The organism is Arthrobacter liuii (assembly GCF_014639275.1).
In the GTDB taxonomy this organism is placed as follows: domain Bacteria; phylum Actinomycetota; class Actinomycetes; order Actinomycetales; family Micrococcaceae; genus Arthrobacter; species Arthrobacter liuii.
On record NZ_BMFW01000001.1, the window covers coordinates 211412 to 226679 of the forward strand.

The window sequence follows — 15268 nt, forward strand, 5'->3', positions numbered from 1 at the left end:
TCGGAGGGTGACTACAGACACTGCACCGGCCGCGCGCCCGCACACCCGGATCGATGACGTCGCCGACAACTACACCGACACCCTGACCAGGCTCAACCCCACCTTCGCCACCACCCTAGGCCTGCCGGGACACGAGACGGAGTACCAGGACTTCTCCCCTGCCGGCATCGCGGAATTCGCGGAGGCGGCACGGGATGCCCTGGTTGCACTGGAGGGCCTGGAGCCGGAGGACGACGTGGATGCCGTCACCCTGGACGCCATGCGGGAGCGGCTGGGCCTGCAACTGCTGATCCACGCCTCCGGCTGGGAGTACGCGGAGCTGAACAACATCGCTTCCCCGGCCCAGGACATCAGGGCCATCTTCGACCTCATGCCCACCGAAACCGAGCAGGACTGGGAGCACATCGCCGGCCGCGCGCACAACGTGCCGGCGGCCATCAGCGGCTACACCGAGTCCCTGCGCGTGGCCAAGGACGCCGGCAAGGTTGCCGCTGCGCGCCAGGTCCGGATTGTCATCGAGCAGGTGACCAAGTACGCCGCCGCAGACGGCTTCTTCGCCAAGCTGGCGGAGGGCGCCTCCACCTCCGCCGGCCCATTGCCCGCGACGCTGCAGGACAAGCTCGACGCCGGCGCTGACGCTGCCCGGCGTGCCTACGCCGGGCTGGCACAGTTCCTGCGCACCGAGCTGGTGCCGGCCGCGCCCGAAAAGGACGCCGTGGGCAGGGCCCGCTACGCACTGGCTTCGCGCTCCTTCCTGGGCGCAGAGGTGGACCTGGAGGAAACATACGCGTGGGGCGTGGAGGAACTGGACCGCCTCATCGCGGAGCAGGAACAGGTTGCCGCCACCATCAAGGCAGGCGCCACGATTGCCGAAGCCAAGGAAATCCTCAACAACGACCCCGCACGGCAGCTGAAAGGCACCGAGGCACTGCAGGAATGGATGCAGGACCTCTCCGACAAAGCCGTTGCCGGACTCGCCGGCGTGCACTTCGACATCCCGGACGTGATGAAGAAACTCGAGTGCCGGATCGCCCCCACCGACGAGGGCGGCATCTACTACACCGGCCCGTCCGACGACTTCAGCCGCCCCGGCCGGATGTGGTGGTCCGTCCCCGCCGGCGAGGACACCTTTACCACCTGGGCCGAAACCACCACCGTCTACCACGAGGGCGTTCCAGGCCACCATCTCCAGGTGGCCACCGCCACCTACCGGCGGGAGTTGCTCAACAAGTGGCGCCGGAACGTCTGCTGGACATCCGGCCACGGGGAGGGCTGGGCCCTCTACGCCGAAAAACTCATGCAGGAGCTGGGCTACCTCACCGATCCCGGCGACCACATGGGCATGCTGGACATGCAGCGAATGCGCGCAGCCCGCGTGGTCTTCGATATCGGCGTGCACCTGGAACTCCAGATGCCCGAACGCTGGGGAACCGGCACGTGGACCGCCGACAAGGGATACGACTTCCTTAAGGAGAACCTCCCCGTCAGCGAAGGCCAGCTCAACTTCGAGTTCACCCGCTACCTCGGCTGGCCCGGACAGGCGCCCTCCTACAAAGTGGGCCAGCGCCTATGGGAGCAGATCCGCGCCGAACTGGAATCACGCCCCGGGTTCGACCTCAAGGAGTTCCACACCAAGGCCCTCAATATCGGCTCCGTTGGGCTCGACACCCTCCGCCGCGCGCTGCTCAGCTAGTCCGGCCACTTTCCGGCCTGGGTCCCGCCCGCCCCTGGTGGACACAGCGCACAGCAATCAATAAGCTTGCTTACTAAATTGCGTTGTGCGGCATGGCAGCGAATGAAGAGGGAGACCACATTGAACGACTTCCAAGGGACACCGGCCGGGACGGGAGTGCGGGGTGAACTCCATCAGGACACGTCGGTGGGGGCGAAGGACCTCACCCGTTGGGACAGCCGAACAGGCCGGAGCCTGGCGGGATTGGTCCATCGCATCAGCCAGGTGCTGGGACCGCACGGTGCCCTGATCCTGATCCTGCTGGCGGGGGCCCTGATTTCCGCTGTCATGGTCGCCGCGTTTGGCGAGGTGTACCAGGCAGTGACCGCCGCCGACGGGGTTGCGGGACTGGATCATCCGGTGCTGGCGGCCAGCGAGAGCCTTCGCACCCCCAGCCTCGATGTCGCAGTGACCGCTTTTACTGACGTGGGCGGGACCATTGGCATGCCGATCCTGGCCGTGCTAATCATGGTAACCCTGGCACTGCGGCGCCGCTCCTGGACCCCTGTTGTCCTGATCGCCGCCGCAGGCCTGGGCTCGCTGCTGATGACCATCGCCGGCAAGCGCCTCGTGGGACGCGCGCGCCCGGACCTCGCCGATGCCGTACCACCATACGAGCACTCCCCGTCCTTCCCCAGCGGGCACTCACTGAACGCCGTGGTGATAGCAGGTATCGTCGCCTACCTCATCATCCTCCGCCTCGATTCAAACCGGGCCCGCATCCTCACGGCGTCGGCCGCCGCCCTCTTCGCCATCGCCATCGGACTCAGCAGGGTCTTCCTTGGTCATCACTGGCTTACTGATGTCCTGGCCGCGTGGGCGCTCGGTGCGGCGTGGCTGGCCATAGTAATCACTGCACACCGCCTTTACCTGACAGCAAGAAAACACCCTGGAGCTCGAGACATTAAGCACACTGCCATAGGGAATAAGTAACAAAGACCGGGGCCTGCCTTGGATTTCCGCGGTTTTTGCTGTGCGCGATGAAGTCTGTACGCGTAATATTTCTCAATATTCGTTCGACGTGGTATGCAGCGAGGTCTAGCTTGTTCTGGTGAGCACTCAGACAAGCACCCCACCTCCCGCAGGGAAGACCGGATTCCAGCTGCCCAAATGGGCGGGCTCCTTCGGCTTCCAAATTATCGCCGCCCTCATCGTGGGCCTTGGCCTCGGCCTGCTGGCAAAGTACACCGGCAGCACCAAGACCAATCCCAACGCGCTCGGCGCCACGCTGCAGACCATCGGCTCAAGCTATGTGTCCCTGCTGCAGACCGCCGTCGTTCCGCTGATTTTCACCGCCGTCGTCAGCTCCATCTCCAACCTGCGCCAGGTGTCCAACGCCGCCAGGCTGGCATGGAACACGCTGCTGTGGTTCGCCATCACGTCCCTGATCGCCGTGCTGATCGGCATGGGCCTGGGCTTACTGCTGCAGCCCGGCGCCAACACCGGAATCACGGGGGACGCCAAGTACACCGGCAAGTCCGGCGACTGGTGGGCATTCCTGGTGGGCCTCTTCCCCAAGAACTTCCTGGGCCTGGGTGCCAGCTCCACTGTCGGCGATAGCGGAGCCGTCACCACCTCCGTCAGCTTCAACGTCCTGCAGATCCTGGTCATCGCCATCGCCGTGGGCGTTGCCGCACTCAAGGTGGGCAAGGCCGCAGAGCCGTTCCTCAACCTCAACGCCTCGGCCCTTGCCGTCATCCAGAAGGTCCTGTGGTGGATCATCCGCATCGCGCCGTTGGGCACCATTGGCCTGATCGGCAATGCCGTCGCCGTCTACGGCTGGGACACCATCGGCTCGCTCGGCAAATTCACCGTGGCAATCTACGCCGGCCTGGCCCTGGTCCTGTTCGTGGTCTACCCCATCCTGGTCCGCAGCCACGGCCTGTCCATCAAGCAGTACTTCTCCGGTGTATGGCCCGCAGTCCAGTTGGCCTTCGTGTCCCGCTCCTCCGTGGGAACCCTGCCGCTGACCCAGCGCGTGACCGAGCGCAGCCTGGGCGTGCCCCGCGCCTACGCCTCCTTCGCGGTGCCGCTGGGCGCCACCACCAAGATGGACGGCTGCGCGGCCATCTACCCCGCCGTCTCGGCAATCTTCGTGGCCCAGTTCTTCGGCATCCACCTGGACTTCAGCCACTACCTGCTGATCGCTCTGGTCTCCGTCCTCGGCTCCGCGGCAACGGCGGGCACCACCGGCGCCGTGGTGATGCTCACGCTCACGCTCTCCACCCTGGGACTGCCGCTGGCCGGCGTCGGCCTCCTGCTTGCCATCGACCCCATCCTGGACATGGGCCGCACCGCCGTGAACGTTGCAGGCCAGGCCCTGGTCCCCACCATCGTGGCCAAGCGCCAGGGCATCCTGGACGAGTCGCTGTACAACGCGCCCCGCAACGGCACCCCGTTCGTGGATGACAGCGGCACTGTGGCAGGCGAAACAGCCACCGACGGCACCCGCGCCGGCGTCGCGTCCCGCGAACTGCAGGGTGCAAAGGCATAACGCCAATCAGCAACTGAAAGACGTCCCCGGGAGATACTCCCGGGGACGTCTTTCAGCGTTCAGGACTGCATGTCCCGACCAGCGGCGGTGGTCAGCGCCCACCGCCTCCGATCACGCCGTTCTGGACGGCCTTGGTGACGGCGTCGGCTTCCGCCTGCGTCAGCTTTCCGTCGGTGACTGCCTTGTCCAGGCGGGTCTTGAGCTCTGCGGCGTGCTCGGACTGCTCTTCGCTGCGGATCTCCTGGAGGGCAGCTGACACCTTCGCTTCGTCAATGCCCAGCGATTGAGCCAGCGACTTGGCGAGTGCGGCCTCCCGCGTGGCGGGGTCGGGCTTCTGCCCGTCAGCAGGCGGCGTGCTGGGCTTGTTGGCGTCACGGAAGGACTTCAGCGCGTCGGTCACTTTGGCTTCGTCGACGCCGAGCTTCGCTGCCAGCGCGGAGGCCTGTTCCATCCCGTGGCCACCGCGGCCATGCCTGCCCATGCCGTCAGGGGTGCTGCCGGTGCCGCCGTCAGCGGTGGCGCTGGAACTCGCGCTGGGCGTCGGAGCGGGCGTCGTGGTGGTGGCAGAGGCCATGCCGGCAACGCCGATTCCTGCACCGAGCGCCAGAGCGGCTGCCGACAGGCCCAGGGTCATCTGCTTCGTGCGTGTCATATTGTCTCTCCTGATTCGCCGTCCCCTGACGGCTGCTCGTGTATGCCTCGTAGCGAGACATACCAATCTTCGGCTGCCAGCATCAGGAAAGGCTGTTGGGAACCTTTCGTTCTCCTGTGAATCCAAGTTGCATACAGTGCAAACTTGCACGTAGTGTAACAGCGTGGCACTTCCCCCCTCCCCTCAGGACGTCGAACCGGCAGCCCCTTCCCGGCGCGAGCTGAACAAGGCGGCCACCCGCCAGGCGATAACGGACTCCGCGCTGGAACTCCTGCGCTCCAAAGGCCCGGGAAACTTCACGGTGGAGGACATTGCCGACGCCGCGGGAATCTCGCGCCGCACCTTCTTCAACTACTTCGGCAGCACCGACGCCGCTTTGGCTTCCATCGTCCACGGCTTCCTCGACAACGCCATCCAGCAGCTGCGCCTCCGCCCGGCGGAGGAGCCCATGCTCGAATCCGCCCAGGCCGCCCTGATGGCCCTTGCCGATCCAAAAGCCGTGGCTCCCCTGGCCGAACTGTTCACGCTGACCCAGCAGAGCCCGCTCATGTCGCACACCGAACTCGAGGCATGGGACCACTGCCGGACCCAGGTGTTCACTATTGCCCGTGAACGCCTAGCCGGCACCCCCGGCGAGCAGGACGAGCTGTACGTCCATGCGCTGGCCGGCTCCATCATGTCCTGCGGCAAGGCAGCCATGGAGGTCTGGTTCAGCCGGCGCGGCCCCGACCTGACACCGGGCTCCCTGGCAGAGCTCCGCCAGCTTCTCATCGACGCCATGGCCCTCCTGGGCGCCGGCTTCAACACCACCGCTTCACCTTCCGCCACCCGTTCCTCCTGATCAGATCGGTTCTCCCGCATGGCACTCCTCCTCTACCGCCTCGGCAAGTTCTCCTACCGCCGGCGCTGGCTTGTCATCTCCCTGTGGCTTGCCGTGCTGGTGGCCGTGGGCGGCTCGGCCGCAGCATTCCATGGCACCTTGTCCAACAACTTCCAGATTCCCGGGACCGAAACCCAGCGGATCGCAGACAAACTCAAGCAGGACCTGCCCTCGGCCTCCGGCGGCAGCGCCACGATCGTTTTCGAAGCCCCCGACGGCGGGTTCACGGCCGCGAGCCGGGCCGCGGTGACGGACGCGCTGAAGAAACTCCAGACCCTCCCCGAGGTCCGCGGCACGGTTGACCCCTTCGCCACCCAGGCCCAGGTGGACCAGGCCGGCAAGGCCATCACCGACGGCGAACAGCAGCTGGCCGCCGGCCAGGCGCAGCTCGATGCCTCCCGGGCACAGCTGGAGGCGGGCAAGGCACAGCTCGCGGCGGCCGAACAGCAGCTCACCGCCGCCGGGACACCGGCAGCGCTCATTGAGGCACAGCTTGGCCAGCAGAAGGCTGCGCTGGCGCAGGGACAGGCCAAGCTCGACGCCGGCGCGCAGGAATTGGCGGCCAACAAGGCGAAGCTGGAACTTGGCAAGCGCCAGGCCCAGGCAGCATCAGCCATCCGCTTTGTGTCCGAAGACAACAAGGCCGCCGTGGCCCAGGTCCAGTTCAACACCTCCATCAATGGGCTGGCCCCGACCGTGCGCAAGCAGGTGCAGCAGATTGCCCACGAGACTTCTTCGGCCGGTGTCACCGCGCTGGCCAGCAAAGAGATCACCGAGGACATCTCGGCCCTGTTCGGCACCGCGGAGATCGTGGGCATCGCCGTCGCAGCGCTGGTCCTGATCCTGATGCTGGGAACCCTGATCGCCGCCGGCCTGCCCCTGCTGATGGCCGTCATCGGCGTCGGCGTCGGCGTCGGCATCACCTTCGCGCTCTCCGGCCTGTTCGACATGAGCTCCATCTCCCCCATGCTGGCCCTCATGCTCGGCCTCGCCGTGGGCATCGACTACTCGCTGTTCATCGTCAACCGGCACCGGACCCAGCTCCTGGCAGGCATGGATCCTGAGGACTCCGTGGCCCGGGCCAATGGCACGTCCGGCAACGCCGTCGTTTTTGCCGGCCTCACCGTGATCATCGCCCTTGCTGCCCTGGTGGTCCCCGGACTGCCGTTCCTCACGGTCATGGGCCTCGCCGCGGCAGGTACCGTGGCGGTGGCGGTCCTCGTCGCCATCACCCTGACTCCGGCCATGCTGTCACTGATCGGCCGGCGCATCATTTCCAAGCGGGCCTGGGCCAAGGCGGAGGCACACAACGCCGAACCGGAGCACGAGGCGGCCGACGACGCCAAGGACCGCGAACGCAGCACCCACGGTTGGGGCGGCATGGTCACCAGGCACCCATGGGTGGCATTCGTTGCCGGCGTCCTGCTGCTCGGCACTCTGGCCCTTCCCGCCACGCAACTGCAGCTGGCCCTCCCCGACGGCGGTTCCGAACCGGTGGAGTCCGAGGCCTACCAGGCCTACGACCTTACGGCGCGCAGCTTCGGCGAAGGCGTCACCGGCCCCATCGTGGCCGTGGGCGAATTCCCCGCGAACCTGGACGCAACCCAGGCCCAAAAGCTGCAGTACGACATCGCGGACAAGCTGCGTGCCGTGGACAACGTGGTGGCCGCCGTGCCGGTGGCAATCAGCGAAGACCGCCGGACCGCCGTCTTCCAGGTCATCCCCAAGGAGGGCCCGGCCAGCGCCAGCACCGTCAAAGTGGTCTCCGACCTCCGCGGCCTGAACAGCGAAATCAAGGCCGATTACGACGTTGCCATGGGCCTTACCGGGCAGACCGCCGGCAACGTGGACGTCTCCACCAAGCTCGGTGCCGCCCTGCCGCCCTACCTGGCGATCGTCGTCGGCCTCTCCCTGCTCCTCCTGCTCCTGGTGTTCCGCTCCATCGTGGTTCCGCTGCTGGCCACGGGCGGGTTCCTCCTGTCCCTGTCCGCCGCGTTCGGTGCCGTGGTTGCCGTGTACCAGTGGGGCTGGCTGGGGAACGTCTTCGACGTTGCCAACCCAGGCGCCGTCCTGAGCTTCCTGCCCATCATCCTGATCGGCGTGCTGTTCGGCCTGGCCATGGACTACCAGGTGTTCATCGCCTCCGGCATGCGCGAGGCCTACATGCACGGGTCGTCAGCGAAGGAGGCGGTCCGGGTGGGCTTCCGCCACGCCGCCGCCGTGGTGACGGCCGCCGCGATCATCATGGTCAGCGTGTTTTCCGGCTTCATCTTCAGCCACCTCACCATGGTCCGGCCGCTGGGCTTTGCGATGGCGTTCGGTGTCCTGTTCGACGCCTTCGTGGTCCGCATGACCATCGTCCCGGCCGTGATGTACCTGCTGGGCGCCAAGTCCTGGTGGCTGCCGCGCTGGCTGGACCGGATCCTGCCGGACGTGGACGTGGAGGGCGCCAAGCTCAACCGCGGCCAGTCCGCCCCGGCTCCCGGGGAACTGGTCCACTAGGCTGGATCCGTGCTCCATCTGATCCTCGCCTCCCAGTCCCCCGCCCGCACCAAACTCCTGGCCGAAGCCGGCATCCGGCACACGGTGCTGGTATCCGATGTTGACGAGGAGGCCGTGCAGGAACGCTACGGCGTCACCGACCCGCACGACACCGCGCTGCTGTTGGCCCGGGCCAAGGCCGAGGCCGTGGCGGCGCTGCCGGAAGCGGAGGGCGCCCTGGTGCTGGGCTGCGACTCCGTCTTCGAGTTCGACGGCGAGGCGCACGGCAAGCCCTACACCGCCGACGTCGCCCGCGAGCGGATGCGACGGATGAGCGGCAGCGCGGGGGTACTGCACACAGGGCACTGGCTGGTGGACTGCCGGGACACGGACGACGACGGCAGCGGCGGCAGCGGCTCGGGCGCCACGCTCGGAGCGGTCGCCTCCGCCGAGGTTTCCTTCCTGGAAATGGACCCGGCCGAAATCGACGCCTACGTCGCCACCGGAGAACCGCTCCACTGCGCAGGCTCGTTCACCATCGACGGCCTGGGCGGGGCCTTCATCCGGAAGGTCGACGGCGACCCGCACGCCGTCGTCGGCCTTTCCGTCTCCACCCTGCGTGGCCTGCTGGCTGCCGCACACGTGCGCATCACCGACCTCTGGCCGCCGCGCTAATGGACTCCGTTTTCCGGACTGCTTGTAGCTTCCCTACAAAGGAGGGCCGGTTTACACGCGGATTCCGCAAGTAATATCGGCGGAACCCTCAAAACCGCGCTAGGCTCCCTGAAGGAAAGAAGGAGACGCCTTGTCAGCAAATTTGGAGCAGTCCGCAGGTACCACGCAGCCGAGCCTCACAAAGGTGCTGATCGCCAACCGCGGCGAAATCGCCGTGCGCATCGTCCGGGCGGCCCGGGACGAAGGCCTGGCATCCGTTGCGGTCTACGCTGACCCGGACCGGGATGCGCTGCATGTGAAGCTTGCCGACGAGGCCTACGCCCTGGGCGGCACCACCGCGGCCGAGTCCTACCTGTTGATGGACAAGATCATCGACGCCGCCCGCCAGGCCGGTGCCGATGCCATCCACCCCGGCTACGGTTTCCTCGCCGAAAACGCCGAGTTCGCCGCCAAGGTCATCGCCGCCGGCATCACCTGGATCGGACCCTCCCCCGAGGCCATCTCCGCGCTCGGCGACAAGGTCCAGGCCCGGCACATCGCCGAAAAGGTGGGTGCTCCCTTGGTCCCCGGCACGGCCGATCCCGTCGCCTCCGCGGACGAAATCCTGGACTTCGTGGATAAGCACGGACTGCCTGTGGCCATCAAGGCCGCCTTCGGCGGCGGAGGACGCGGCATCAAGGTGGCCCGCACCCGGGAAGAAATCCCTGAGCTCTACGAATCCGCCGTCCGCGAAGCCACGGCCGCCTTTGGCCGCGGCGAGTGCTTCATCGAACGCTTCCTGGACGCTCCCCGGCACGTGGAAACCCAATGCCTGGCCGACGCCCACGGCAACGTCGTGGTGGTGTCCACCCGCGACTGCTCCCTCCAGCGGCGCAACCAGAAACTCGTGGAGGAAGCCCCGGCACCGTTCCTCACCGAGGACCAGAACCGCCGTCTTTACGAATCTTCCAAGGCGATCCTGAAGGAAGCCGGCTACCTCGGCGCCGGCACCTGTGAATTCCTGGTGGGCCAGGACGGCACTATCTCCTTCCTTGAGGTCAACACCCGCCTGCAGGTGGAGCACTGCGTGTCCGAAGAAGTCACCGGCATCGACCTGGTCCGGGAACAGTTCAGGCTGGCCCGCGGCGAGGAACTGGGCTACGGCGATCCCGAGGTGCGTGGGCACTCCATCGAGTTCCGCATCACTGGCGAGGACCCGGGCCGCAACTTCCTGCCCGCCCCGGGCACGCTCCGCGTCCTCAAGAACCCCACCGGTCCCGGTGTCCGCGTGGACTCCGGCGTGGAGCAGGGCGACGTGGTCAGCGGGAACTTCGACTCCATGCTGTCCAAGCTCATCATCACCGGTGCCACCCGGCCGCAGGCACTGCAGCGCGCCCGGCGTGCCCTGGAGGAAATGGTGGTTGAAGGAATCCCCACTGTGATTCCTTTCGACCTCGCAGTAGTTTCCGACCCCGCATTCGCACCCGCCGAGGGCCCGTTCAAGGTCCACACACGCTGGATCGAAACCGAATTCACCAACAACCTTCCCGCGTGGACCCCGGACGGCACCGGCGAGTCCGAGGGCTCCACAGAGGACCGCCAGCGCGTGGTGGTTGAGGTTGGCGGAAAGCGGCTGGAAGTAGTCCTCCCCGCATCCCTGGGCACCCCGGGGACGGCAGCCGCCGCTGCCACCAAGCAGGGCAAGGCCAAGAAGCGCTCCCGCACCGCCGGTCCCGCGGCCGCCACCGGCAACGCCCTCACCTCCCCCATGCAGGGAACCATCGTGAAGGTTGCCGTGGCCCACGGGGACACCGTGACCGAAGGCGACCTGGTGGTGATCCTTGAGGCCATGAAGATGGAGCAGCCGCTCACCGCGCACCGTTCGGGGATCATCACGGGCCTGACGGCAACGGCAGGCGAGACTGTCTCCGCGGGCGCCATCATCGCCACCATCGAAGACTAGAAAGCGGCCCAGCCAGCCATGCTCGCACCAAGTTTCCAGGAAGAAGTGGACCGCTACCACCAGGCGGTTCCCGAAATCACCCGGGGCAACCCCGCGCCCATCAAGGAGCTCTACTCCCGGCTGGACGACGTCACCCTGGCCAATCCGTTCGGCGGCATCGCCCGCGGCTGGGCCCAGGTGGAGGCGCGGCTGGACCAGGCGGCACGGCAGTTTCACGACGGCGAGATGCTGGGCTTTGATACCGTCACCTCCTACACCGCCCGCGACACCGCCTACCTGCTGGAGACGGAGCACTTCCGCGCCCGGCTGGACGGGGCGGCAGCCACCGAGGAGTTTGCGCTGCGCGTGACCAGCATCTTCCGCCGGGAGGAAGGCTACTGGAAGCTGGTGCACCGCCACGCGGACCCGGCTGCCCGGCCCCAGTCCCGCCGGTCACTGACCCAGCCCACAGCCTGAGCCAGCCCGCGCGGCCCTACGCCACCCTGCTGCTGGCAGCGGACGCAGACAAGATGCAGACTTAGCACATGCTGCCTTTCCTGCTCCTGGCTTCCCGCGCGGAAGATGCCGCCGCGGAGGACGAGTACGCCGCGTACCTGCGGTATGGCGGACTCGAGGAGCGGGAGCTGCTCCGGATTCGACTCGAAGCCGGTCCCCTGCCTCCGCTGGACCTTTCACAGTTCTCCGGCGTCATCGTGGGTGGCAGCCCCTTTACCTCCAGCGACCCACCGGAGCACAAGAGCCCGGTCCAGAACCGCGTGGAGCGGGAGTTGTCAACCCTCCTGGACCAGCTGGTGGACCGCGACTTCCCATTCCTGGGTGCCTGCTACGGGGTGGGGACGCTGGGTACGCACCAGGGCGCCGTGATCGACCGGACCTACGGCGAGCAGCTGGGAGCCGTGGAGGTGGAATTGACTGAGGCAGGACTGCAGGACCCGGTCCTCCAGGGAATGCCCCCAACCTTCACAGCCTTGACCGGACACAAGGAAGCCTGCACCGAACTGCCGCCCCATGCCGTGCTGCTGGCCCGCTCGGAATCCTGTCCGGTCCACATGTTCCGCATCAGGACCAACCTTTACGCCACCCAGTTCCACCCCGAACTGGATGCGGACGGACTGGCGACGCGGATCGACATCTACCGCCACGCAGGCTACTTTCCGCCGGAGTCCGCGGAGGAACTCATGGCCGCGGCACGCCGCTTTACGGTCACCGAGCCCATGACCGTGCTGAAGAACTTCGTGGCCCGCTACGCCCGCTGAATACGAAAATGCCCGGCGGACCACCAGGTCCGCCGGGCATTTTTCGTGAGTGGCCGTCAGGCGACGTTGTTCTCGTAGTCCAGGTCGCGGGTTTCGCGGGTGAGGAACAGCGCGATCAGGGTGAGCACAGCCATGGCGGTCAGGTAGATACCCACCAGGACGGGGCTGCCCTTCGCCTGCTCCCAGAGGGCCACCGCGATGAACGGCGCCACGGCAGCACCCAGGATGCTGGAGAAGTTGTAGCTGATGGCCGAGCCGGTGTACCGCACGTTGGTGGGGAACAGTTCCGGCAGCAGCGCTCCCATGGGCCCGAAGGTGAGGCCCATCAGCGAGAACCCAATGACCAGCAGGCCCATGGTGCCAACGAACCCGCCGCTGAACAGCGGGACGAACAGCAGGCCGAAGACGAAGATCCCGGTGGTGACGGCGATGAGCATCTTGCGGCGGCCGTACTTCTCGGCCAGCGGTCCGGAGACCAGGGTGAAGATGCCGAAGAAGACGACGCCGGCAATCAGCATCCAGAGGAAGTCGTTCCGGCTGAAGCCAAGGCCGGGAACAAACGCGGCGGCTGCCGCTTCGCTCATCGGCTTGCCCGCCTTCTCGGCCGCGGCCTGCGCGCCGGCAAGGGTGGGCTTGGTGCCGTAGGTGAGCGTGAACGTGGTCATCAGGTAGAAGAGCACGTACGTGGCCAGCATGATGAAGGTGCCCAGGATCAGCTGGCGCCAGCTGGTCTTGAAGACGCGGCCCAGCGGAAGCTTGGCTACCTCGTTGGATTCCACCACCTTGGTGAAGGCGGGGGTTTCGATCAGCTTGAGCCGGACGTAGAGGCCCAGGATCACCATGAGGGCGCTGAGCAGGAACGGCACGCGCCAGCCCCATGCCGCGAAGGCCTCCGGCGTCAGGGTATAACTCGCCACCAGGAAGATGACGTTGGCGATGATGAAGCCGATGGGGGCACCGAGCTGCGGGAAGGTGCCGTAGATGGCGCGCTTGTTGGCCGGGGCGTTCTCGGTGGCCAGCAGGGCCGCGCCGCTCCACTCCCCGCCGAGGGCCAGGCCCTGGGCAAAGCGCATGATCACCAGCAGGGCCGGTGCCCAGAATTCCCAGCCCGGAACCAGTGCGGTGGGAAGGCAGCCGATGAGGAAGGTCGCGATGCCCATGGTCAGCAGCGACGCAACCAGCGTCCCCTTGCGGCCGAACTTATCGCCAAAATGCCCGAAGACGATCGAGCCGAGGGGGCGGGCGACGAACGCAACGCCAAAGACCGCGAAGGAGCTCAGCAGCTGTGTGGTCTCGTTCTGGCCCGGGAAGAAGAGCTTCGGGAAGACGAGCACGGCGGCGGTTGCGTAGACGTAGAAGTCGTAGAACTCCACAGTGGTGCCGATCAGGCTCGCCACGATGACGCGGCCGCGGGAGTTCACCGGCTGGCGGGCACCTGGCAGCGCAGTGGTATCGGTGGATGACATAGGTAAACGCTTTCGTGAGACCGGCCGGGAACAGGCAGGGCTGCCTCCCGGCTCGAATAGTTAGAGTCCAATCTTACTTCGGCACGTCCAGTCAATGGACGAAACGTCCACAATGCGGACCTGTGTTGTGTGTCTCATATTCCGGCCTTCCGCGGCGCCTCACGCGGCGGAGTCGGCCCGGATAGGCAAAAGTCACAGCGCGTTAACAAACATCGACTGTCCGCGAAACGAGGCGTCCATACCGTGGAGGAACAACATCCCCTGAAGGAGGTAACCCGTGACTGTTGACCGCACCGTGGATGCCGGCGCACAGCCCGGCTATACCCGCACCACAGACGCCCCTGCCCTTGAATTCCGCCCCGGCCGCTGGATCGCCAACTGGGATGCCGAGAACAAGGAGCAGTGGGAAACCGCCGGCCGCGCCATCGCCCGCCGCAACCTGAACTGGTCCATCTTCGCCGAGTTCCTTGGCTTCGTCGTGTGGCAGCTGTGGTCCATCGTGGTGGTCCAGCTCCCCGCCGCCGGCTTCACCTTCTCCACCTCGGAGGTCTTCTGGCTCATCTCCATGCCGAGCCTGGTGGGCGCCACCCTCCGCATCCCCTACACCTTCATGGTCCCCCGCTTCGGCGGCCGGAACTGGACCATCGTGTCCGCCCTGCTGCTCCTGATCCCCTCCACCGGGCTGGCCCTCTGTGTCTCCAATCCGGACACTCCCTTCGGCGTCATGCTCCTGGTGGCTGCCCTGGCCGGCTTCGGCGGCGGCAACTTCGCCAGCTCCATGGCGAACATCACCTTCTTCTACCCGGCCAGGGAAAAGGGCTGGGCGCTGGGCCTGAACGCTGCAGGCGGCAACCTGGGTGCCGCCGTCGCACAGCTTGCCGTTCCCATCGTGATCACCCTGCTGGCTGCCGGCACCGTCAACCTTCCGATGGCCGGATGGATGTGGGTTCCCTTCATCCTGCTGGCGGCATTCGGCGCCTTCAAGTACATGAATAACCTCACCACCGCCAAGGGCGACGTGGCCGGCTCGGTCGCTGCGCTCAAGGAACCGCACCTGTGGGTCATGGCGCTGCTGTACATCGGGACCTTCGGCTCCTTCATCGGCTTCGCCGGCGTGTTCCCCAAGCTGATCAAGGACTACTTCCCCGAGTTCTCCTCCATTGCCGTGGGAACCGTGGCTTTGTCCCTGGCCTTCCTCGGCCCCCTGGTCGGTTCGCTGGCCCGCCCCTATGGCGGACGCATGGCGGACCGGATGGGCGGAGCCCGGATGACCGTCGCTGCCTTCGCCGCCATGGCCGTGATCACCCTGACCATGATCTGGACCCTGCCGCTGAAGAACTTCCTGCTCTTCCTGGTCCTCTTCCTGATGCTTTTTACCGCCAGCGGCTTCGGCAACGGTGCAACGTACCGGATGATCCCGGTCATCTTCGCCACCTCCAGCCGGGCTGCACGCAAGGGCGCAAGCTCCGTGGCCACCCAGCGCCTGGCGTCCTCGGCCCTCGGGCTGATTTCCGCGATCGGCGCGTACGGCGGCTTCGTGATCCCCCAGGTCCTGAACGCCTCCAGCACTGCCACCGGCTCCTACACCCCGGCGTTCTACGGATTCGTCGGCGCCTACGTCCTGATGCTGCTGGTCTGCTGGACCTGCTACATCCGCAACGCCGGCCGGAACGCGATGGGACACGTCTAA

The 15268-nt window shown here is 66.5% G+C and carries 12 protein-coding genes; 10 read left to right on the plus strand and 2 right to left on the minus strand.

Going from position 1 to position 15268, the window contains the following annotated elements:
* The first annotated feature begins 7 nt into the window (after window positions 1-7).
* From IEW19_RS01000 to IEW19_RS01010, 3 genes are all read left to right on the plus strand, one after another.
* A complete protein-coding gene (locus IEW19_RS01000) occupies window positions 8-1693 on the plus strand; it encodes a DUF885 domain-containing protein (RefSeq protein WP_188569816.1) in 1686 nt (561 codons plus the stop codon).
* 120 nt (window positions 1694-1813) lie between these two features.
* The gene (locus IEW19_RS01005) at window positions 1814-2665 is read left to right on the plus strand and encodes a phosphatase PAP2 family protein (RefSeq protein WP_229748238.1); all 852 of its coding nucleotides are present in this window, start codon (window positions 1814-1816) and stop codon (window positions 2663-2665) included.
* A 118-nt stretch (window positions 2666-2783) separates the two neighbouring features.
* Window positions 2784-4226, plus strand: a complete 1443-nt coding sequence (locus IEW19_RS01010; protein ID WP_188569818.1) for a dicarboxylate/amino acid:cation symporter — start codon at window positions 2784-2786, stop codon at window positions 4224-4226.
* 91 nt (window positions 4227-4317) lie between these two features.
* Here the strand turns inward: IEW19_RS01010 and IEW19_RS01015 are convergent, their stop codons facing one another.
* Window positions 4318-4878 (minus strand): hypothetical protein, encoded by a 561-nt coding sequence (locus tag IEW19_RS01015; protein WP_188569819.1) that lies wholly within the window; start codon window positions 4876-4878, stop codon window positions 4318-4320.
* A 163-nt stretch (window positions 4879-5041) separates the two neighbouring features.
* Here IEW19_RS01015 and IEW19_RS01020 point away from each other — a divergent pair, with 163 nt between their 5' ends.
* The 6 genes from IEW19_RS01020 (at window position 5042) to IEW19_RS01045 (ending at window position 12112) form a co-directional block, all read left to right on the plus strand.
* Window positions 5042-5719: a TetR/AcrR family transcriptional regulator gene (locus IEW19_RS01020; protein WP_188569820.1), complete on the plus strand. Its 678-nt coding sequence runs from the start codon at window positions 5042-5044 to the stop codon at window positions 5717-5719.
* 18 nt (window positions 5720-5737) lie between these two features.
* On the plus strand, window positions 5738-8260 hold the full coding sequence (locus IEW19_RS01025) for an MMPL family transporter (protein WP_188569821.1): 2523 nt from the start codon (window positions 5738-5740) through the stop codon (window positions 8258-8260).
* Between the two features lie 9 nt (window positions 8261-8269).
* Window positions 8270-8914, plus strand: coding sequence for a Maf family protein (locus IEW19_RS01030; RefSeq protein WP_188569822.1), 645 nt, complete (start codon window positions 8270-8272; stop codon window positions 8912-8914).
* Window positions 8915-9044: 130 nt separating this feature from the next.
* The gene (locus IEW19_RS01035) at window positions 9045-10856 is read left to right on the plus strand and encodes an acetyl/propionyl/methylcrotonyl-CoA carboxylase subunit alpha (RefSeq protein WP_373283543.1); all 1812 of its coding nucleotides are present in this window, start codon (window positions 9045-9047) and stop codon (window positions 10854-10856) included.
* A gap of 18 nt (window positions 10857-10874) precedes the next feature.
* Window positions 10875-11312: a YybH family protein gene (locus tag IEW19_RS01040; protein ID WP_188569823.1), complete on the plus strand. Its 438-nt coding sequence runs from the start codon at window positions 10875-10877 to the stop codon at window positions 11310-11312.
* Between the two features lie 68 nt (window positions 11313-11380).
* On the plus strand, window positions 11381-12112 hold the full coding sequence (locus IEW19_RS01045; RefSeq protein ID WP_188569824.1) for a glutamine amidotransferase: 732 nt from the start codon (window positions 11381-11383) through the stop codon (window positions 12110-12112).
* A gap of 56 nt (window positions 12113-12168) precedes the next feature.
* Here IEW19_RS01045 and IEW19_RS01050 read toward each other — a convergent pair whose 3' ends face one another.
* Window positions 12169-13578, minus strand: a complete 1410-nt coding sequence (locus IEW19_RS01050; protein ID WP_188569825.1) for an MFS transporter — start codon at window positions 13576-13578, stop codon at window positions 12169-12171.
* 277 nt (window positions 13579-13855) lie between these two features.
* On the opposite strand from IEW19_RS01050, the gene IEW19_RS01055 reads away from it, so the two are divergent.
* The gene (locus IEW19_RS01055) at window positions 13856-15268 is read left to right on the plus strand and encodes an MFS transporter (RefSeq protein WP_188569826.1); all 1413 of its coding nucleotides are present in this window, start codon (window positions 13856-13858) and stop codon (window positions 15266-15268) included.